Source organism: Citrobacter sp. RHB36-C18, assembly GCF_013814485.1.
GTDB classification, from domain to species: Bacteria; Pseudomonadota; Gammaproteobacteria; order Enterobacterales; family Enterobacteriaceae; genus Citrobacter; species Citrobacter braakii.
On sequence record NZ_CP057125.1, the window covers coordinates 940,808 to 961,673 of the forward strand.

Sequence of the window (20,866 nt, forward strand, 5' to 3'; positions counted from 1 at the left end):
ATTGACGTTTTTGGATGTGAACTGGGGCATATAAATGGCTAAAACAGTAGAACAGATAGCCAGCGATCTGAATTTATCGGTTACGACCGTACGACTGGTGCTGAACGGGAAAGCAGAGCAATATCGAATCAGTGTCAAAACCCAAACGCGTATTAATGAATATGTCGAGCGCTATGGTTACGTCATTAACCATTCAGCACGCAGCCTGAAATTGAATAAAACGGATACGTTGGGATTGATTGTGCCCAATATTTCCAACGTGTTTTTTGCCACACTCGCAGAAAAACTTGAGCAACGCTGTCGTCGTTCCGGTTATCAGCTAACGATTAGCTGTACCTATGACGATGTTGATTACGAAAATAAACTGACCAAAGCGTTAATAGCTCGCAATGTCGATGGCCTTTTTATTGTTCCCTCAACATTAGAGAATCAGCAGCACCATTTACGTCAGGTCAGAAAACCGATGGTGTTACTTGACCGTGATTTTAAGTATACCGATAACGCTCTGGTAGAAAGCCATAACATTTTGGGCGGCGAAAAATTGACGCAAAGTTTGTTTGACGCTGGAAAGTCGCCGATCTGGTTTTTGGTGGGAGATACCGGATTACCCAGCATCGGCGACCGTTTGCAAGGTTATCTTAATGCATTGAACAATAATGGTATTTTGCATAGCGATTGGGTGCGCGAAGGGCCGGACAACACGCCCGAGGGGGGTTATCGACTGATGGATGAGTTGATCGGCGAACAGGGCTGCCCACAGGCATTTATCGCCTCATCATTACCCGTACTGGAGGGGGCCATTAACGCTATTCGTAATCGTTTTGGCACAATTCCACCTGAAATTAATATTGGGACATTCGATGAACACCCAATGCTGGGATTCCTCGCCAATAATGTCTGGTCAATGCAGCAGGATGAAAATGTTTGGGCGGAAAAAGCGTTCGATATGATGATGAGTGCTATTGATGACCAGCCAATTAAAGAAACTGTAAAAGTTGAGATGAAACTTATTAAGCGCGTAAGACAACCTTAATACGCCGCTATAAATAAATCGGCCTACTGAACCTGAATATATACGTTCAGTGGCTGCCTGTATCTGAAACCTGACCCGTCTTACTCTGCGGCTGCATTTTTCGCAATAAAGACGAGGGGAAACTGTACCCGGAGAATCATTATGGAAAGAATGCGTTTGTCGCGAGAAATCATTGAAACCTGCCTTGAAATGACCAGCCTTGGATTGAATCAGGGGACGGCGGGAAATGTGAGTGCGCGTTATGAAAATGGGATGCTGATCACGCCCAGCGGTATTCCTTACGAAAGACTTACTGAAAATATGATCGTGTATGTAGATAACGACGGGAAATATGATAAAGGACAATTACCCTCCAGTGAATGGCGTTTTCACCTGGCGGCATACCAGACGCGTCCCGATGCCAATGCGGTTGTCCATAACCATGCCGTACATTGCACGGCCGTTTCTATTCTTAATCGCCCTATCCCGGCAATTCACTACATGATTGCGGCGGCTGGGGGGAACTCTATTCCGTGTGCGCCTTATGCGACGTTTGGTACACGAGAGCTGTCAGAGCATGTGAGCGTCGCCCTGAAAAACCGTAAGGCAACGCTTTTACAGCACCATGGGTTGATTGCTTGTGAAGCGAATTTGGAAAAAGCACTGTGGTTGGCGCATGAAGTGGAAGTTCTGGCCCGCCTTTATCTGAGCACGCTGGCGATTGTTGACCCGGTGCCGGTGCTGGATGACGAGGAGATCGCCATTGTGCTGGAGAAATTCAAATCTTACGGATTACGCATTGAAGAGTAATTTCGCATAGCGAAAAGGAGAAATACGATGGCGAACAGAATGATTCTGAACGAAACGGCATGGTTTGGCCGGGGAGCTGTTGGTGCATTAACCGATGAAGTCATCCGTCGTGGTTATCGCAAAGCGTTGATTGTGACTGATAAAAATCTGGTGCAGTGCGGCGTTGTCGATAAGGTGACTTCCCGAATGGATGCTGCTGGTCTGGCATGGGAAATCTATTCAGGCGTTATTCCTAACCCAACCATTGCGGTGGTGCAGGAAGGGTTGGGTGTCTTTCAGCAAAGCGGCGCAGACTATCTGATCGCCATCGGCGGAGGCTCCCCTCAGGATACCTGTAAAGCGATTGGCATTATCAATAATAACCCTGAGTTTGCGGATGTACGCAGCCTTGAAGGGTTATCGCCAACGCGCAACCCGAGCGTGCCGGTTATGGCTATCCCCACCACCGCGGGAACGGCAGCGGAAGTGACCATTAACTACGTGATCACTGACGAAGAAAATCGGCGTAAGTTTGTTTGTGTCGACCCCCATGACATCCCACAGGTAGCGTTCATCGATGCAGACATGATGGACGGCATGCCAGCGGCGCTAAAAGCCGCCACCGGAGTGGATGCCCTGACCCATGCTATTGAGGGGTACATTACGCGGGCAGCATGGGCGCTTACCGATGCGCTGCACATTAAAGCCATTGAAATGATAGCCGGGGCATTACGTGGTTCCGTTGCGGGCGATACCCAGGCCGGGGAAGCGATGGCGCTGGGCCAGTACGTGGCCGGGATGGGCTTTTCCAACGTTGGTCTGGGATTAGTGCATGGAATGGCACACCCGTTAGGCGCGTTTTATAACACGCCGCACGGCGTAGCAAATGCCATTTTGCTGCCGCACGTGATGCGCTATAACGCCGAATTCACCGGGGAAAAATTCCGCGATATCGCCCGGGTGATGGGAGTTAAGGTTGAAGAACTGACGCTGGCAGAGGCACGTAAAGCGGCAGTGGATGCCGTCTTCGCCCTTAACCACGATGTAGGGATCCCACTGCATTTACGCGATGTTGGCGTACGTAAAGAGGATATTCCTGCGCTGGCACAGGCGGCATTGGACGATGTTTGTACCGGGGGAAATCCGCGTGAAGCGAATCTTGGGGATATCGTTGAGCTGTACCACACCGCCTGGTAATTTTTCAGCGTGACGGCGTGAAAGCCTTATCCGGCCTACCGGGGTGTTTGACGTGTAGGCCAGATAAGCACAGCGCCATTCGGCAACAGACCTATCGCACCAACCGTAATTGCTGCAGGTTTCCGTCGATATGTAAGTCCGTTTGCAGTCGTGCGATATCGCGACACAGAAACGCCATCTCCTGGTGCATCTCTAGTTTTTTGCGCCACTTGTCCGGTACTTCATCAAGATGCGCGTAAATGCCTTCCAGATGTTGAAACTGTACGAGCAACTGCGTGGCGCTTTTGGGACCAATACCTGCAACCCCCGGTACTTTCGAACTGCTGATCCCGGCCAGTCCCCAGTAATCAGGCAACTGCTGCGGCAGCACGCCAAACTCTTTCTCAATAAACGGTGCATCCAGCCAGCGCTTCTGGAAGTAGTCACGAATACGCAGCGTCGGGGAGAGCAACTGACAATAGCCTTTATCGGTTGAGACGATGGTAGCCTGATGTCCCGCCTGGCTCACTTTAACCGCTAGGGTTGCGGCTAAATCATCGGCTTCATTCCCGCTGGAGACCCAACAGCAGACGCCGCGCTGTTCAAAAGCGGCGCGTAAGGCGGGCATTTCCCGGTGCAATTCATCAGGCATCGGGGGGCGACCTGCTTTGTAGTCAGGCAACCGTTGGTGACGCCAGCCGCTGTTGCGCGCTTCATCATCGAATACCGCCACGGCGTGCGTAGGCTGACTGTGCACAATCAACTGATCGAGCGCGTGCTGGCACGTCTCTACGCAGGGTGAGCCCTGTACGGCGTGAATGCGGCGGATAAGGTTCAGTGCATCGACAATGAGCAGGTGGACGGCCACGGTGTTCTCCCTAACAAATAAGTTTGTAGGGTAACATTCACGGCGAGGGGAGGCGAGTGTTGCGAAATAGCGTTATCCGTAGACCGGATGGCGGCGAGCGCCTCATCCGGCCTACAGATCCTGAAACGTGGTGGGACTTAATCGCAGGTGACAATCTTCATCGCCAGACCGCCGCGAGATGTTTCACGGTATTTGGCGTTCATGTCTTTACCGGTTTCGTACATGGTCTCGATGACTTTATCAAGGCACACGCGCGGTTCGCTGGTACGGCGCAGCGCCATACGTGCGGCGTTCACTGCTTTAACCGAAGCAATGGCGTTACGCTCAATGCACGGTACCTGCACCTGGCCGGCAACCGGATCGCAGGTCAGACCCAGGTTATGTTCCATACCGATTTCCGCCGCGATGCACACCTGCATTGGGCTACCGCCCAGCAGTTCAGCCAGACCGGCCGCAGCCATGGAGCAGGCAACGCCGACTTCACCCTGACAGCCCACTTCGGCGCCAGAGATGGAGGCGTTCATCTTGTACAGTGAACCAATGGCGCTCGCGACCAGCATGTAGCGTGCCAGCGAGTTAGCGTTCACTTCGCGGATAAACTTGTCGTAGTACGCCAGCACGGCAGGAACAATCCCGCATGCGCCATTAGTTGGCGCCGTAACCACGCGTCCACCGGCAGCGTTTTCTTCGTTCACGGCCAGCGCGAACATGTTGATCCAGTCAACAACCGCCATCGGATCAGTGGTGGTTTTGTCGCTGCTGACCAGCATACGGCGCAGCGCCGCCGCGCGACGTGGAACGCGCAGTTTGCCCGGCAATACACCTTCGGTGGTGATGCCGCGCTCAATCCCGCTGCGCATGACGTCCCAGACGTTGGCGAAGTGTTGTTCCAGCTCTTCTTTGCTGTGCAGCGCCAGTTCGTTTTGCATCATCAGACCGGAAAGCGACAGGCCGGTTTCCTGGCAATGACGTTGCAAATCAGCCGCAGATTTATACGGATACGGCACGTTTACCGGAGAGTTGTTCGGTAAACCAAAATGTTCTTCATCAACGATGAACCCACCGCCAATGGAATAGTAAGTCTGGCTATAAATGGCTTTTTCGCCCGCCAGTGCGGTAATACGCATCCCGTTTTCGTGCAGAGACAGATTGTCCGCATGGAAATTCATGCACTTGTCGACCGGGAACTCGACCTCATGTTGACCGTCCGCCAGCAGCAAACGTCCATGAGTATTCACATCCTGGATAAAGGCCGGGATGGCATCAATGTCTACGGTATCCGGCAGATTACCCGCCAGGCCCATAATAATAGCGATGTCGGTATGGTGACCTTTCCCCGTCAGAGACAAAGAGCCATAGACATCAACCACTACGCGGGTTACGTCAGTGAGAATTCCGCGTGCAATCAGGTCATCCGTGAATTGTTTGCCTGCTTTCATCGGGCCAACAGTGTGGGAGCTGGAAGGGCCAATGCCGATTTTGAAAATATCGAATACGCTAATCATGAGGCGTCCATTGTGTATCGAGGTGCGCCGCCCCGAGGAGCGGCGCAGGGGAATTAACTGAACAGAGAGTAGAAAATAGCGGAGATAGCGATCAGGCCCATAATCACAACGAAGACGTTGCTGATATGGCCGCTGTATTTACGCATTGCCGGTACTTTCTGAATTGCATACATCGGCATCAGGAACAGAATCATCGCGATGATTGGGCCACCCAGGGTTTCAATCATACCGAGGATACTTGGGTTCAGCGTCGCCACAATCCAGGTGGTTACCAGCATGAACAGCGCAGTGATTTTGTTCAGTTTGTTGATTTCGATGGTTTTGCCTTTGCCGCGCAGAGACTTAATCACCATACCGTTGAAACCTTCACGTGCGCCCAGGTAGTGGCCGAGGAAGGATTTGGTGATAGCGATAATCGCGATGATCGGTGCCATCCAGGCAATGATCGGCGCGTTAAAGTGGTTTGCCAGGTAAGACAGGATAGAGATGTTCTGCTCTTTCGCTGCGGCCAGATCCGCTGGGGTCAGGCTAAATACGCAACTGAAGACGAAGAACATAACGGTCAGCACCATCATGATGTGAGCGAATGCCAGAATCTTAGAGCATTTCTTCTCAGCTTCATCACCGTATTCTTCACGCTTCGCCACGGCGAAGGAGGAGATGATCGGTGAGTGGTTGAAGGAGAACACCATTACCGGAATTGCCAGCCACAGGGTCAACAGCAGTCCGTTGCCGGTGGTTGCTGCAGAGTCAAAGGACAGGGTTTCCAGAACTGCACCGCTCCACTGAGGGATCAGGTACAGCGCCAGCAGCATCAGGGCGGCAACAAACGGGAATACCAGGATGCTCATCGCCTTCACGATCATCTGCTCACCGAAACGCACGATGGTCATCATGCCGACAATCAGGATCAGAGACAGGATTGCGCGCGGCGGCGGCGTAATTGCCAACTGGTGGGTCAGGAAGCTTTCGACGGTGTTGGTGATTGCTACGCTGTAGACCAACAGAATTGGGTAGATAGCGAAGAAGTAGAGCAGGGTAATCAGTTTACCTGCGCCTACACCAAAGTGTTCTTCTACAACTTCAGTAATGTCTTCACCCGGATTTTTACCGGACAGCACGAAGCGAGTCAGGCCGCGGTGTGCAAAGAAGGTCATTGGGAAAGCAAGGATCGCCATGATGATCAGCGGAATCATACCGCCTACGCCTGCGTTAATCGGCAGGAACAATACACCCGCGCCAATCGCCGTGCCGTAAAGGCCCAGCATCCACATGGTATCTGTCTTGCGCCATGCGCTGCGGGTCTGGCCCGTAACGATAGTGCTGGTTTGAGTGTTTTCCATCTATTTCTCCTGGAGGAAGCTTAAAAAGTCGGGTTTGGGATCAATCCAATGAGAAAATACCCGACTGTAAATCGAAATTCGTTGAGCGATTTTTTATATAATTTTTCGCCGTAATAATTTGCGGGCGGAAAGATACATTTTAGTAATGAATGTATCAGTGATCGCGATCCCAAATGCAATAATCCACCTTTTATGTGGATAAATTTGGACCATTAATCTGTTAAAAAATAGTCAAAGCGAATTTACGGGCGCGAAGGCTAACATTAACGACATATATCATGAAAGCGAAGGCGCGAAGATACGAGCGTTACGCTGTAAAAACTGTTGTTTTTAGAGGATTTTGGCGACTAATAATAATTTCCTAAGATAAATCACGGTTGGGTTTTAAAGGTAATCGTTTGCGTAGCGCGCTATTTTTAATGAAACATCATCGGTATTTATATGATTGTCTGAGCTATGTGACTGGTATCACTAAAAAAAGCCGGGAGGCTGATGCGCCAAACCCGGCTTTGATATGGACAAAACTGTCACCGCGATAGCGTCTGCTGGCGGCTGTTGGAGGTTAGGCGCAAATCTCGTAGCAAGGGATATACGCGGAGCCAGGTAACTTCATACGATGCTGTGCAACAAAGCCCTGCAGGAGATCGTCCATGCGGCGCATCATTTCGCGGTCACCGTGGATTTTGTACGGGCCAAACTCTTCGATGGCGCGGATCCCGACTTCCTTCACGTTACCGGCTACAATCCCTGAGAACGCACGGCGCAGGTCTGCCGCCAGTACTTCCACGGGTTGATCCGGGTACAGCTTCAGGTTAGCCATGTTTTCATGGGACGGCTCGAATGGCATCTGTAAATCAGGCGCAATACGAATAGACCAGTTAAAGCTGTAGGCATCACCGGTGTCACGGCGGTTCTCTTTCACCAGCGGCATCGCTTTTTTCATCAGACGAGCCACTTCTGCTGCATCGTCTATGATAATGCGATAGTGGCGACGCGCATCTTCCCCCAGTGTGTGCACGATAAATTCGTCCAGCACGCGGAAGTAATCGGCGCTCTCTTTTGGTCCAGTCAGGATCAGCGGTAAAACCTGATCTTTGTTGGCCGGGTTCATCAGGATCCCCAGCAGATACAGCAGTTCTTCTGCTGTCCCTACGCCGCCTGGGAAGATGATTATACCGTGGGCGATACGCACGAACGCTTCCAGACGTTTTTCAATGTCTGGCATGATGATCAGTTCGTTAACCAGCGGGTTAGGCGGCTCAGCGGCAATGATTGACGGTTCGGTCATACCGATAAAGCGGCTGTCTTTGTATCGTTGCTGGGCGTGACCGACCGCAGCGCCTTTCATTGGCGCTTCCATCGCCCCCGGACCACAGCCGGTACAGATGTTCAGTTCGCGCAGGCCCAACTGGGTACCAACGCGACGGGCGTACAGGTACTCGTTTTCGTTGATTGAGTGACCCCCCCAGCAGACGACCATGTTTGGCGCTTCACCCACGTGTAGCGCCCGGGCATTGCGCAGGATCGAGAATACCAGGTTGGTAATATGCACCGAGCTTTCAAGATCCAGATGCTGAAAGCGACCGGCGTTATGGATCTGGCCATTGACGAACAGAATGTCGCGCAGCACGGCAAACAGGTTGGCCTGCAGTGCGCGAATAATGCGTCCATCAACAAACGCATCTTCAGGTGGGTTGATCAGTTCCAGCTTCACGCCCCGTTCGCGGCGCAGCACGTTAATGTCGAAACTTTCAAAGCGTGACAGCAGCTCTTTGCTGTTGTCGGTCAAACTGCCGGAGTTCAGAACGGCAAGCGAACAGTTACGAAACAGTTGATACAGGTCGCTGCTGGCCGTGCGTTTAAGCATATCGACTTCCAGCTGCGACAACATGTCCATTGAGCCAAGCGGGCTAATATGTGTAATCAAGTAAACTCCTTATGGGACGCAACACGTCATTCCCTGTTGATTACAATAGCCCTGGCTTATGACCTTTCACAACCTTGCGCGCGGAATCCGGCACGCAAAATTGAGAAAAAAGATTACTGACGTACCAAGCGCCCCGTTGCTGGGGTGAAATCGGTGTTGGTGCGCCATGGGTTAATGTCCAGGCCGCCACGTCGCGTGTAGCGCGCGTAAACGCTCAGTTTCTCCGGTTGGCAGAAGCGCAGAATGTCATTGAAAATGCGTTCCACGCACTGCTCGTGAAACTCATTATGGTGACGGAAGGAGACCAGATAACGCAGCAGCTTCTCGCGATCGATTTTCCGTCCGCGATACTGAATCTGTATGGAGCCCCAGTCCGGCTGGTGGGTGATCAAGCAGTTAGACTTCAGCAGATGGCTGACCAGCGTCTCTTCCACCGCTTTTTCACCGCCAACGGCATTTTCCAGATACTCTGTGCTGAACTGGTAGTTATCGATGACGATATCCTGATTGTCGATACAGGTGCCGTTAAAGTGGGCTATCGGTTGTCCTTCCAGTTCGTCAAGACGGTACAGCGCTACGCTGACATCGCCCTGAGCACAAGCGCGCAGATCGTTTTCCAGCGTCTGGCGTACCGCATCCCAGGAATCAAAACGCGTCTGGTTAAAACTGTTCAGGTAAAGCTTAAAGCTTTTCGATTCGATCAGATTTACGCTGGTGTAATCCAGTTCTACATGACCGACCGCTACCTGCGGTAAACCGTTGGCATTCAGCCAAGACAGTTCATATAGCGTCCAGATATCGGCACCGTGAAAAGGCAGATTATCGGCCTGTAAATCCAGCGGGTCGCGGTTCAGGCTGCGTGGAACGCCCTGCAGCAGGCTGGCATCGTAATTGTCACGGTAATCTGTTGATTTACCAAGAGTCAGGCCGTCAAGCGCCTGATGATTTTCATAAGAGGACATGTTTCACCGTCATAAACCAGATACACTATGCGACAAGTGTATCCTGGCTTTTGTGAAGAGAGAAATCAGTGGACGAATTGACAGCGCAGGCGTTGACAGCCTTTACGACACGTTATTGCGACGCATGGTACGAAAAAAACAACAGCTGGCCCCTCAGCGAAGAGCTGTATGGCGTACCTTCTCCGTGCATCATTTCTTCCACAGACGATGCGGTATTCTGGCAACCTCAGCCTTTTGTCGGCGAAAAAAACCTCAATGCGGTTGAACGCGCCTTTGATATCGTGATACAACCAGCCGTTCACGCTTTTTACACCACCCAGTTTGCCGGGGACATGCACGCGCAGTTTGCGGATGAAAAACTAACGCTGCTGCAAACCTGGAGCGAAGACGACTTCAGGCGCGTTCAGGAAAACCTGATTGGTCACCTGGTTACGCAAAAGCGCCTCAAGCTGTCGCCTACGCTTTTTATTGCCACCCAGGACAATGAGCTTGACGTCATTTCGGTGTGCAATCTCTCCGGTGAAGTGTGCAAAGAAACGCTGGGAACCCGTAAACGAACGGTGCTGGCAGACTCACTTGCGGAATTTCTCACTCAGCTTAAGCCAGTTCTGTAATCCAGATTGCCCTGAACCTTGTGAGAGATCTCTTACAAACCCTGTAGGACATTGCCAGGTAATAAGTAAAGACTTAATGAACGGATAAAATAATTATTCCTTATTATTCATAAAGTTAATGTTTTATTGTCAACTTTCATACGAAAATAATCTTAAGGGAGTGTCTGTAAGCATCTTGTAAGACAAGGCGAAACAGGCGATTCTATATCTGTCGACAAGGAGTCGCACAACGAAGAGAACATCAGGATGATGGCTCTTCGGCAGGACACACCAGGACGGTGTTACAAGGACAGGCTTCAGGATGAAGCGAAGCGGAAAGCGCTGGATGCGTTAAGGGACACCTCCAGGATGGAGAATGAGAGCCGGTCAGGATGTTCGGCGGGTCAGGATGGCCAGGACACTTCAGGATGAAGTTTTCACATCGGGGTGATGTGAGCAGGATGCACGAGTTCAGGATGAACAAGGTCGCAAGACCACAGGAAAAGTTGTCACGGATGAGCAGGGAGCACTAAAAGTAGCTGGAACGCTGCGAAACGAACCGGGAGCACTGTTTTTACAGTGCTCCCTTTTTTTATTTCCCTTCACTAGTGCTATTCTTCGCGCCAGATTTTTCATCATTGAGGTTAATTTCATGACGACTCATGACCGTGTGCGCCAGCAGTTACACGCGCTTGAAGCGCTACTGCGTGAACATAATCACTGGCGGTTGGATGAGCCTGCAGAGCATCTGTTTACCAGCACGCAGCCTTTTTGTATGGATACCATGGAGCCGGTTGAGTGGCTGCAATGGGTATTGATTCCCCGCATGCATACGCTGATTGATAACGCTCAGCCGCTTCCGCAGGCTTTTGCCGTCGCACCGTATTACGAAATGGCGTTGGCAGCCGATCACCCGCAACGCGAAATTCTGCTGACGGCATTGCAGGAATTGGATGCTCTGTTTACAAGTGATAACGCCTGATGCTGGAGATTCTGTATCAGGACGAATGGCTGGTCGCAGTTAACAAACCTTCGGGCTGGTTGGTTCACCGCAGTTGGCTCGACCGGGATGAGAAAGTGGTGGTGATGCAAACGGTACGCGACCAGATTGGTCAGCACGTTTTTACCGCCCACCGACTCGACAGACCGACTTCCGGGGTACTGCTGATGGGGCTGTCCAGCGAAGCCGGGCGGCTGCTGTCACAGCAATTTGAACATCATCAAATTCAGAAACGCTATCATGCGATTGTGCGTGGCTGGCTGATGGATGATGCCGTGCTGGATTACCCGCTGGTCGAAGAACTGGATAAGATCGCCGATAAATTTGCCCGTGATGATAAAGGCCCGCAGCCTGCCGTCACCCATTATCGCGGTTTGGCGACGGTTGAGATGCCGGTAGCGACCGGACGTTATCCGACGACCCGTTACGGATTGGTGGAACTGGATCCTAAAACCGGTCGAAAACACCAGCTCAGACGCCATCTGGCGCACTTACGCCATCCGATTATCGGCGACAGTAAGCACGGTGATTTGCGGCAAAACCGCAGCGCCGCTGAGCACTTTGGCTGTCAGCGTTTGATGCTTCATGCCAGCCAGCTTGCGCTGACTCATCCTTTCACCGGCGAACCGCTGGTTATTCGCGCCGGGCTGGATGATGTCTGGATGCAGGCGCTATCACAGTTTGGCTGGCGTGGACTTCTCCCTGAGAATGAAAGGGTTGAGTTCAGCGGGCTGTCAGGTCAGGATGAGCAGATAGATTCTTAAGTCCCAGGAGATTACGGTTATGGCGGAAATTGGAATTTTTGTCGGCACGATGTACGGAAACGCGTTGCTGGTTGCCGAAGAGGCCGAAGCTATTTTGACGGCGCAGGGTCATAAAGCCACGGTGTTCGAAGATCCCGAGCTCAGCGACTGGCAGGCATATCAGGAAAAATATGTGCTGGTGGTGACCTCAACGACCGGACAGGGCGATCTGCCGGATAGCATCGTGCCGCTGTTTCAGGGGATCAAAGATAATCTCGGTTTCCAGCCAAATCTGCATTACGGGGTAATTGCGCTGGGTGACAGTAGCTATGTTAATTTCTGCAATGGCGGCAAGCAGTTCGATGCACTGTTGCAGGAACAAAGCGCCCAACGTGTAGGGGAAATGCTGCTGATTGACGCCAGCGAGCATCCTGAACCGGAAAGCGAATCCAATCCCTGGGTAGAAAACTGGGGAACCTTGCTTAAATAACCTTTCGCCCGGCAGCACTTTGCTTGCACGGGCCTGTTACTCTCTTTTGGATCGTAGGCCGGGTAAGGCATTGCTACCCGGCAACAAATCACCCACCAAACGCCAATTTCGTGAAGCATCTTCCATTCCCTTAGGCTTATGCCATAAACAACCTCATTCACCTCCCGCAATGTTGTGTTTTTGCACGGTGAGGGTAAGAGGCACTCCTTCATATACTTTTCCCGTCAGTTCCCGAAAAGGCAGCTAGTCAGAATAAAACGGCCCTGAGCTGTACCAAAACTGCCACACACTAACCTCTCATTCTGATCACCCTACAGGTGCTGTACAGAATGAACTGGCGAAAGCCAAGATTCAGGAGTGCAACAATGAGTTCATTAAGTCAGGCGGCGAGCAGCGCGGAAAAACGCACTAACGCTCGCTACTGGATAGTGGTGATGCTGTTTATCGTCACATCCTTCAACTACGGCGATCGCGCCACCTTATCCATCGCCGGCTCGGAGATGGCCAAAGATATTGGTCTGGATGCGGTAGGGATGGGGTATGTATTCTCCGCTTTTTCATGGGCCTATGTTATCGGTCAGATCCCCGGCGGCTGGCTGCTCGACCGCTTCGGTTCAAAACGTGTTTACTTCTGGTCCATTTTTATCTGGTCCATGTTTACCCTGCTACAGGGCTTCGTCGATATCTTCAGCGGCTTCGGCATTATCGTTGCGCTGTTTACCCTGCGCTTCCTCGTGGGGTTAGCCGAAGCGCCATCCTTCCCTGGCAACAGTCGTATTGTGGCGGCGTGGTTCCCGGCGCAGGAAAGGGGCACGGCGGTCGCTATTTTTAACTCGGCGCAGTACTTTGCCACCGTTATCTTCGCGCCAATCATGGGCTGGTTGACCCACGAAGTGGGCTGGTCGCATGTGTTCTTCTTTATGGGCGGTCTCGGGATTGTTATCAGTTTTATCTGGCTGAAGGTGATTCATGAACCGAACCAGCATCCGGGCGTAAACCAAAAAGAGCTGGACTACATTGCCGAAGGCGGAGCGCTGATCAATATGGATCAGGCGGCAGCCAAAGCCAAAGTGCCGTTCAGCGTGAAGTGGGGGCAGATCAAGCAACTGCTGGGCTCACGGATGATGATCGGTATTTATATCGGCCAATACTGCATAAACGCGCTGACCTACTTCTTTATCACCTGGTTCCCGGTTTATCTGGTACAGGCACGCGGTATGTCGATTTTGAAAGCCGGTTTTGTTGCCTCGGTCCCGGCCATTTGCGGATTTGCAGGCGGCGTGCTTGGCGGCATTATTTCCGACTGGCTGATGCGCCGTACCGGTTCGCTGAATATCGCCCGTAAAACGCCAATCGTACTGGGTATGCTGTTGTCGATGGTGATGGTGTTCTGTAACTACGTCAACGTAGAGTGGATGATCATCGGCTTTATGGCGCTGGCCTTCTTCGGCAAAGGTATCGGTGCGTTGGGATGGGCGGTGATGGCCGATACTGCGCCAAAAGAGATCAGCGGTTTGAGCGGCGGTCTGTTCAATATGTTTGGCAACATCTCCGGTATCGTCACGCCAATTGCTATCGGCTACATCGTAGGTACCACTGGCTCGTTTAACGGTGCGTTGATTTACGTCGGGGTGCATGCGCTGATTGCTGTAGTGAGCTATCTGGTGCTGGTGGGTGATATTAAACGTATCGAACTGAAACCTGTCGCAGGGCAATGATGATGACAACACAATCGAGTCCCATTATTACCGATATGAAGGTCATCCCGGTGGCCGGTCATGACAGCATGCTGCTCAATATTGGCGGGGCGCATAACGCATACTTTACCCGCAATATCGTCGTGCTCACCGATAACGCCGGAAATACCGGCGTCGGTGAAGCGCCGGGCGGTGAAGTGATTTATCAGACGCTGGTGGACGCGATTCCACAAGTGTTGGGCCAGGAAGTCGCGCGCCTGAATAAAGTGGTTCAGCAGGTGCATAAAGGCAACCAGGCCGCTGATTTTGACACCTTTGGTAAAGGTGCCTGGACCTTTGAACTGCGGGTTAATGCGGTGGCCGCGCTGGAAGCCGCACTGCTCGACCTGCTGGGCAAGGCGCTGAACGTGCCGGTCTGCGAACTGTTAGGGCCAGGCAAGCAGCGCGATGCGGTCACCGTGCTCGGCTATCTGTTCTACGTGGGAGATCGCAGCAAAACCGATCTGCCGTATCTGAACAGCACGCCGGGTAACCATGAGTGGTATCACCTGCGTCACCAGCAGGCGATGAACAGTGAGGCGGTGGTGCGTCTGGCTCAGGCTTCGCAGGATCGCTACGGCTTTAAAGATTTCAAACTCAAAGGCGGTGTGCTGCCTGGCGACCAGGAAATCGACACCGCTCGCGCGTTGAAACAATGCTTCCCGGATGCGCGTATTACGGTCGATCCTAACGGTGCCTGGCTGCTGGATGAAGCTATCTCCTTGTGTAAAGGGCTGAACGATGTTCTGACCTACGCCGAAGATCCGTGCGGCGCAGAACAGGGTTTTTCTGGCCGCGAAGTGATGGCCGAGTTCCGCCGTGCAACCGGTCTGCCGGTAGCAACGAATATGATAGCCACCAACTGGCGTGAGATGGGCCATGCGGTGATGCTCAACTCGGTAGATATTCCACTGGCCGATCCGCACTTCTGGACCCTTTCCGGCGCGGTGCGCGTGGCACAGCTATGCGATGACTGGGGACTGACCTGGGGCTGCCACTCTAACAATCATTTTGATATTTCCCTGGCGATGTTCACCCACGTCGGTGCCGCTGCGCCGGGCAACCCAACGGCGATCGACACCCACTGGATCTGGCAGGAGGGCGATTGCCGCCTGACCAAAAATCCGCTGGAGATTAAACACGGAAAAATTGCGGTACCCGACGCGCCCGGCCTGGGCGTGGAACTGGACTGGGATCAGGTACAGAAAGCGCATGAAGCCTATAAGGCGCTGCCCGGCGGCGCGCGTAATGACGCAGGCCCGATGCAGTATCTGATCCCTGGATGGACTTTTGACCGTAAACGTCCCGTTTTCGGCCGCCACTAATTTTGAATAAGGACTTAATTATGAGCGCACAATTTACTACCCCAGTCGTAACCGCGATGCAGGTGATCCCGGTTGCGGGCCATGACAGCATGCTGATGAATCTGAGCGGCGCACATGCCCCGTTCTTCACGCGTAATATTGTGATTATCAAAGATAACTCCGGTCATACCGGCGTGGGTGAGATTCCCGGCGGCGAAAAAATTCGTCAGACCCTGGAAGATGCCATTCCGCTGGTGGTGGGCAAAACGTTAGGTGAATACAAAAACGTACTGAATGCGGTCCGCAATACCTTTGCCGATCGTGATGCCGGTGGCCGTGGTTTGCAGACCTTCGATTTACGTACCACTATTCATGTGGTTACCGGGATCGAAGCGGCCATGTTGGATCTGCTGGGTCAGCATCTGGGCGTTAACGTCGCATCTCTGCTGGGCGACGGTCAGCAGCGTAGCGAAGTTGAAATGCTGGGTTATCTGTTCTTCGTCGGTAACCGTAACGCGACGCCGCTGCCGTATCAGAGCCAGCCGGATGAGAAATGCGACTGGTATCGCCTGCGTCATGAAGAGGCGATGACCCCGGATGCGGTGGTACGCCTGGCGGAAGCGGCATATGAGAAATATGGTTTCAACGATTTCAAACTGAAAGGCGGGGTGTTGGCCGGGGAAGAAGAAGCGGAATCTATTGTGGCGCTGGCGAAACGCTTTCCACAGGCACGCGTCACGCTCGATCCCAATGGCGCTTGGTCGCTGAATGAAGCGATTAAAATTGGTAAGTACCTGAAAGGATCGCTGGCTTATGCGGAAGATCCGTGCGGCGCCGAGCAGGGGTTCTCAGGCCGTGAAGTCATGGCGGAATTCCGTCGTGCTACCGGTTTGCCGACCGCGACCAACATGATCGCCACCGACTGGCGTCAGATGGGACATACGCTGTCGTTGCAGTCCGTGGATATCCCGCTGGCGGATCCGCACTTCTGGACTATGCAGGGTTCTGTCCGCGTTGCGCAGATGTGTCATGAGTTTGGGCTGACCTGGGGCTCGCACTCTAACAACCACTTTGATATTTCGCTGGCGATGTTTACTCATGTTGCGGCGGCGGCGCCGGGCAAAATTACCGCTATCGATACCCACTGGATCTGGCAGGAAGGCAATCAACGCCTGACCAAAGAGCCGTTTGAAATCAAAGGCGGCATGGTGCAGGTACCGGCGAAGCCGGGTATGGGCGTGGAGCTGGATATGGATCAGGTTATGAAAGCTCACGAGCTGTATCAGCAACATGGACTGGGAGCGCGCGATGATGCCATGGGAATGCAGTATCTGATCCCGAACTGGACGTTTGATAATAAGCGTCCGTGCATGGTACGCTAAGCGAGCTGGGACCGCTCCCACAAATGGGCGGTTTTTCTCCTGGTGTATGCTTAACACAGTCAACATGCGTAAGGATGCTTTATGAAAATAGTAATCGCACCGGATTCCTATAAGGAAAGTTTGAGTGCGCTTGAAGTGGCAACGGCTATTGAGCTGGGATTTCGTGAGATCTGGCCTGAGGCGAATTACGTGAAGATCCCGGTCGCGGATGGCGGTGAGGGAACGGTCGAAGCGATGGTTGCCGCAACGCAAGGCCACCTTGTGCATGTTGATGTTACCGGCCCTCTGGGTAAAACGATTCAGGCATTTTATGGTTTATCCGGGGATGAGCGTTCGGCGTTTATCGAAATGGCGGCCGCCAGCGGACTGGAGCAGGTTCCCGCAGGTTTACGCGATCCGCTGAAAACGACCTCCTGGGGAACCGGGGAGCTAATCCGTCATGCGCTGGACGCGGGCGTTGAACATATCATTATCGGCATTGGCGGCAGCGCCACCAATGATGGCGGTGCCGGGATGGTGCAAGCGCTGGGAGCAAAATTACTGGATGCGCAAAATAACGATATTGCTCATGGCGGGACTGGCCTTGAATCACTCGCCCGGATTGATATTTCTCAGCTAGACCCGCGTCTTGCCGCGTGCCGTATTGAAGTGGCCTGCGATGTGACTAATCCGTTGACCGGTGAAGAGGGGGCCTCTGCGGTCTTCGGTCCGCAAAAGGGGGCGACGCCGGAGATGATTCTTCGTCTTGATCGGGCGCTCACGCATTATGCGCAACTCATTGCCCGCGATCTGGACGTCAACGTGCTGGAACTGGCGGGTGGTGGCGCGGCTGGTGGTATGGGGGCGGCACTGTATGCGTTTTGCGGTGCGCAGTTACGCTGCGGTATTGAGGTCGTGACGGATGCGTTACACCTCGACGACTGCGTTGCGAATGCGGATTTAGTGGTCACGGGTGAAGGACGTATCGACAGCCAGACCATTCACGGTAAGGTTCCGGTTGGCGTGGCGAAGGTGGCAAAGCGTTACAACAAACCGGTTATCGGCATTGCTGGCAGCCTGACGGCTGATGTCGGTGTTGTACATGAGCATGGGCTGGATGCGGTTTTTAGCGTTATCTATACCGTTTGCACACTGGATGAGGCGCTGAAGAACGCGAGTGAGAACGTGCGAATGACGGCGCGAAATGTGGCCGCGACCCTGAAAGCGGGTCAGCAATTACGTTGAATGATGTGGCATGAAGGCCGGATAAGACGCGTGAGCGTCGTCATCCGGCAATCAGATCTTTACCCTAACAACTTCTTCGCTTCGCGCGCAACGTTATCCATTTCATCCAGAAGCTCTAAAAACTCAGGCTCCAGCTCTTCTTCTTTGCTCCCGCTACGTAATTGCTGCTCAATCAGCTGACACAGGTTTTTCATGCGGGGAACGCCGCTATAACCGCAACTGCCATGCAGTTTATGGATCATATCCACCAGTCCTTCAGGGTTTTCACCTACCAGCTGTTCTTCAATTTTGTTACGCACTTCGGGCAGAAAATCGAGCAGCATTTGCAGCATATCCCGCGCCAGATCGTTTTTACCGGCGGCTTGCCTTAACGCCAGTTGCCAGTCGAGTGTGGTATTCGGATTGACGACCGGTTCAACAGCGAGCGCCCTCAGCGATGTGCTCGCGCCGGGTTTGTAGCGTAACAGCAGATTATGCAGCTTATCTTCTTCGATAGGCTTCGCCAGGTAATCGTTCATACCGGCGCTGAGCAGCTTCTCTTTTTGCCCGGCCATGGCATGCGCGGTGACCGCAATGACCGGCGTCTGTTGTTGATGAGGAAGCTGGTGGATCAGTTCGCAGGCGCGAATACCGTCCATGTCTGGCATCTGAATATCCATCAGGATGAGATCAAACTGCATCTGTTTGGCGCGATCCACTGCCTGATGTCCGCTGTCGCAGAGCACGACGTGCTGCACTTTATCTTCCAGCAGTGCGCCAATCAGCTTGAGGTTCGCCGGGTTGTCGTCCACCGCCATGACGGTCATCGCAATTTTGCTCTCGTCTAACAGTAGCGGAGCCGCGCTGTGGTTCAGTTGACAATACTCTGTCAACGCTGGCAGTAAGCGGGTTGAGGTTAGAGGTTTCAACAGGCACGCCGCCGCGCCGCCCTGCTTTAATTTCTCGGCGTTAATCTGCGCATGGCAAGGCAGAGCCAGTAACAAAAAGTCGGTCATCGCCGCTGCGCTTGCCAGCCGCTCATGCTGCATGGTGAGCGGTTCGCGTAAAGTGACCGGTATGCCAAGCAGCAGAATATCGTAGTGATCCTTCGGCAGCCCGGAGAATGAAGGGCTGTAAATCACCTCCAGCGGCGTTTCACTCAAGATATCTAACGTGCATTGCGCGGCTGTTGCGTTAGGTTCAACGTAGGCCAGCCGCTTTCCGGCCAGACAGTGCGTGGTTGAGCGATCCACGAGAACGTTAGGGTTGAGATCGAGGCTGATATGGAACCAGAACGTGGAGCCCCGGTTCGGCTGGCTGTGGAAGGAGATATCCCCGCCCATTTCATTGACCAGCTTTTGCGTAATGACCAGACCCAGTCCGGTCCCGCCGTGGCGGCGGGAAATACTGGCATCGGCCTGGCGGAAGGCCTGGAACAGGCGTGACTGATCGCGCTCAGGGATGCCAATTCCGGTATCGCGGATTTGCACTTCAATTTGCACTTTCGTGTTACTGAGGGCGCGTTTCTCGACCAGAATGTCGATATTGCCGCCTTCGGTAAATTTGATGGCATTGCCAACCAGATTAGTGATTACCTGCTGTAAGCGCAGCGGGTCCCCGATGACGTTGTCCGGCACGTCATTCTTAATATTTAGCGTCAGCTCAAGCCCTTTATCATGGGATGAGTGCGCTAACAGCGTGACGACGTCATCCAGCGTGCTACGTAGCGGGAATGGGATGCTTTCCAGAATCAGTTTGCCCGCCTCAAGTTTGGAGAAGTCGAGCACATCATTGATGATGGCCAACAGATTGTTGGCCGAGCGTTCAATCGTATTCAGGTGATCGCGCTGCGTCGTGTTGAGCTCGGTTTTAAGCGTCAGGCGGGTGAAGCCAATCACGCCATTCAGCGGCGTACGCAGCTCATGCGACATGTTAGCCAGAAACTCAGACTTAATACGCGCCGCTTCCTGGGCGCGTTTCTTCGCCAGATCCAGTTCGACGTTCTGGATTTCCATCTGCTCCAACGTTTCGCGCAGGTCAGAGGTGGCTTGGTCGATGTTGTGCTGCATCTCTTCATGGTAGGCCGCAAGTGACATCGCCATCGAGTTGATGCCATTTTTGAGCATATCCAGCTCGCCCAACATGAAACCTTCGACGCGGCTGTCGAGCTGGCCTCTACGTATTCGGTCAACGGTATTCACCATATTGCGAATCGGGCCAGTCACGTCGCGCATCAGACGCCAGCCAAAAATTAACGCAATACCGATACAAAACAGCATCATTACGCTGGAGATAAAGATCTCTTTATACTGCTGCAATCTTACTGACTTGAGGTCCAGTTCAAGCGCCACATACCCCAGCATATTTTCCGTATTTTTGGCGTCGCTGACGGCAGATTCATCCGGCGAATAGCTTTCCGATATAATTGGCGTTCGCAGGATCATGATATCCCCGAGCCGGGTGACGCTCAGCTTACGGGGAAATGGTGAACCGGTTGCCAGCTGCATTTCAGACGGATCGAGATGAAAATTGGATGTGACAAACAGCCGGTTATTCTCGTCATAGACAGAAATTGCCCGCACGATATCGGAATGGCGACGATGCAGCACGCTGATAAGTTGGCCGATGGATTCTCTGTTTTGCAGATTCATGCCATATTCGCTGGAGACCGCGAGTGGCTCAATGATGCTGGCGCCAGCATCTTCCAGTTGACGCTGCAAGTCGTTATAGCGATGCACAACAAAAAAGATACTGAGCAGCAAACCAATCAGGACGGTCGGGGCCAGGATCAGAATCATCATGCGTGCGCGCAGGCTGTAGTTGGTCATGGAGT

At 52.9% G+C, this 20,866-nt stretch carries 17 protein-coding genes; 11 read left to right on the plus strand and 6 right to left on the minus strand.

Going from position 1 to position 20,866, the window contains the following annotated elements; all coding sequences use genetic code 11:
* Positions 1 to 34 precede the first annotated feature (34 nt).
* The 3 genes from HVZ52_RS04510 to fucO all read left to right on the plus strand — a co-directional run bounded on the left by HVZ52_RS04510 (position 35) and on the right by fucO (position 2,998).
* Positions 35 to 1,033 (plus strand): LacI family DNA-binding transcriptional regulator, encoded by a 999-nt coding sequence (locus HVZ52_RS04510; protein WP_016154251.1) that lies wholly within the window; start codon positions 35 to 37, stop codon positions 1,031 to 1,033.
* Positions 1,034 to 1,174: 141 nt separating this feature from the next.
* Positions 1,175 to 1,822: an L-fuculose-phosphate aldolase gene (gene fucA, locus HVZ52_RS04515; protein ID WP_003034062.1), complete on the plus strand. Its 648-nt coding sequence runs from the start codon at positions 1,175 to 1,177 to the stop codon at positions 1,820 to 1,822.
* A 27-nt stretch (positions 1,823 to 1,849) separates the two neighbouring features.
* The gene (gene fucO / locus HVZ52_RS04520; RefSeq protein WP_181598922.1) at positions 1,850 to 2,998 is read left to right on the plus strand and encodes a lactaldehyde reductase; all 1,149 of its coding nucleotides are present in this window, start codon (positions 1,850 to 1,852) and stop codon (positions 2,996 to 2,998) included.
* Between the two features lie 91 nt (positions 2,999 to 3,089).
* Here the strand turns inward: fucO and xni are convergent, their stop codons facing one another.
* The 5 genes from xni to queF all read right to left on the minus strand — a co-directional run bounded on the left by xni (position 3,090) and on the right by queF (position 9,582).
* A complete protein-coding gene (xni, locus tag HVZ52_RS04525) occupies positions 3,090 to 3,845 on the minus strand; it encodes a flap endonuclease Xni (RefSeq protein ID WP_181598923.1) in 756 nt (251 codons plus the stop codon).
* A 137-nt stretch (positions 3,846 to 3,982) separates the two neighbouring features.
* Entirely contained in the window at positions 3,983 to 5,350 is a 1,368-nt protein-coding gene (locus HVZ52_RS04530; RefSeq protein ID WP_016154248.1) for an L-serine ammonia-lyase, read from the minus strand.
* Between the two features lie 53 nt (positions 5,351 to 5,403).
* On the minus strand, positions 5,404 to 6,693 hold the full coding sequence (locus HVZ52_RS04535; RefSeq protein WP_016154247.1) for an HAAAP family serine/threonine permease: 1,290 nt from the start codon (positions 6,691 to 6,693) through the stop codon (positions 5,404 to 5,406).
* 562 nt (positions 6,694 to 7,255) lie between these two features.
* Positions 7,256 to 8,620, minus strand: a complete 1,365-nt coding sequence (gene ppnN / locus HVZ52_RS04540; protein WP_003840366.1) for a nucleotide 5'-monophosphate nucleosidase PpnN — start codon at positions 8,618 to 8,620, stop codon at positions 7,256 to 7,258.
* Positions 8,621 to 8,733: 113 nt separating this feature from the next.
* Positions 8,734 to 9,582 carry an NADPH-dependent 7-cyano-7-deazaguanine reductase QueF gene (queF, locus tag HVZ52_RS04545; protein ID WP_016154246.1) on the minus strand — a complete coding sequence of 283 codons (849 nt, stop codon included), beginning with the start codon at positions 9,580 to 9,582 and terminating at the stop codon, positions 8,734 to 8,736.
* Positions 9,583 to 9,650: 68 nt separating this feature from the next.
* Here queF and syd point away from each other — a divergent pair, with 68 nt between their 5' ends.
* The 8 genes from syd to HVZ52_RS04585 all read left to right on the plus strand — a co-directional run bounded on the left by syd (position 9,651) and on the right by HVZ52_RS04585 (position 18,054).
* Positions 9,651 to 10,196, plus strand: a complete 546-nt coding sequence (gene syd / locus HVZ52_RS04550; protein WP_016157357.1) for a SecY-interacting protein — start codon at positions 9,651 to 9,653, stop codon at positions 10,194 to 10,196.
* Positions 10,197 to 10,827: 631 nt separating this feature from the next.
* A complete protein-coding gene (locus HVZ52_RS04555) occupies positions 10,828 to 11,157 on the plus strand; it encodes a YqcC family protein (protein ID WP_016154244.1) in 330 nt (109 codons plus the stop codon).
* A complete protein-coding gene (truC, locus tag HVZ52_RS04560; protein WP_003825671.1) occupies positions 11,157 to 11,939 on the plus strand; it encodes a tRNA pseudouridine(65) synthase TruC in 783 nt (260 codons plus the stop codon). Before HVZ52_RS04555 ends, truC begins: the two co-directional genes overlap by 1 nt.
* A 19-nt stretch (positions 11,940 to 11,958) precedes the next feature.
* Positions 11,959 to 12,408: a flavodoxin gene (locus HVZ52_RS04565; protein ID WP_016154242.1), complete on the plus strand. Its 450-nt coding sequence runs from the start codon at positions 11,959 to 11,961 to the stop codon at positions 12,406 to 12,408.
* Between the two features lie 365 nt (positions 12,409 to 12,773).
* Complete coding sequence (gene gudP / locus HVZ52_RS04570; RefSeq protein WP_016154241.1) at positions 12,774 to 14,126, plus strand: galactarate/glucarate/glycerate transporter GudP; 1,353 nt, start codon at positions 12,774 to 12,776, stop codon at positions 14,124 to 14,126.
* 2 nt (positions 14,127 to 14,128) lie between these two features.
* On the plus strand, positions 14,129 to 15,469 hold the full coding sequence (locus HVZ52_RS04575; RefSeq protein WP_181598924.1) for an enolase C-terminal domain-like protein: 1,341 nt from the start codon (positions 14,129 to 14,131) through the stop codon (positions 15,467 to 15,469).
* A 20-nt stretch (positions 15,470 to 15,489) separates the two neighbouring features.
* On the plus strand, positions 15,490 to 16,830 hold the full coding sequence (gudD, locus tag HVZ52_RS04580; protein ID WP_181598925.1) for a glucarate dehydratase: 1,341 nt from the start codon (positions 15,490 to 15,492) through the stop codon (positions 16,828 to 16,830).
* 81 nt (positions 16,831 to 16,911) lie between these two features.
* Positions 16,912 to 18,054, plus strand: a complete 1,143-nt coding sequence (locus tag HVZ52_RS04585; protein ID WP_016157351.1) for a glycerate kinase — start codon at positions 16,912 to 16,914, stop codon at positions 18,052 to 18,054.
* Positions 18,055 to 18,113: 59 nt separating this feature from the next.
* On the opposite strand, the gene barA is transcribed toward HVZ52_RS04585, so the two are convergent.
* Complete coding sequence (barA, locus tag HVZ52_RS04590; RefSeq protein WP_016154237.1) at positions 18,114 to 20,861, minus strand: two-component sensor histidine kinase BarA; 2,748 nt, start codon at positions 20,859 to 20,861, stop codon at positions 18,114 to 18,116.
* Positions 20,862 to 20,866 lie beyond the last annotated feature (5 nt).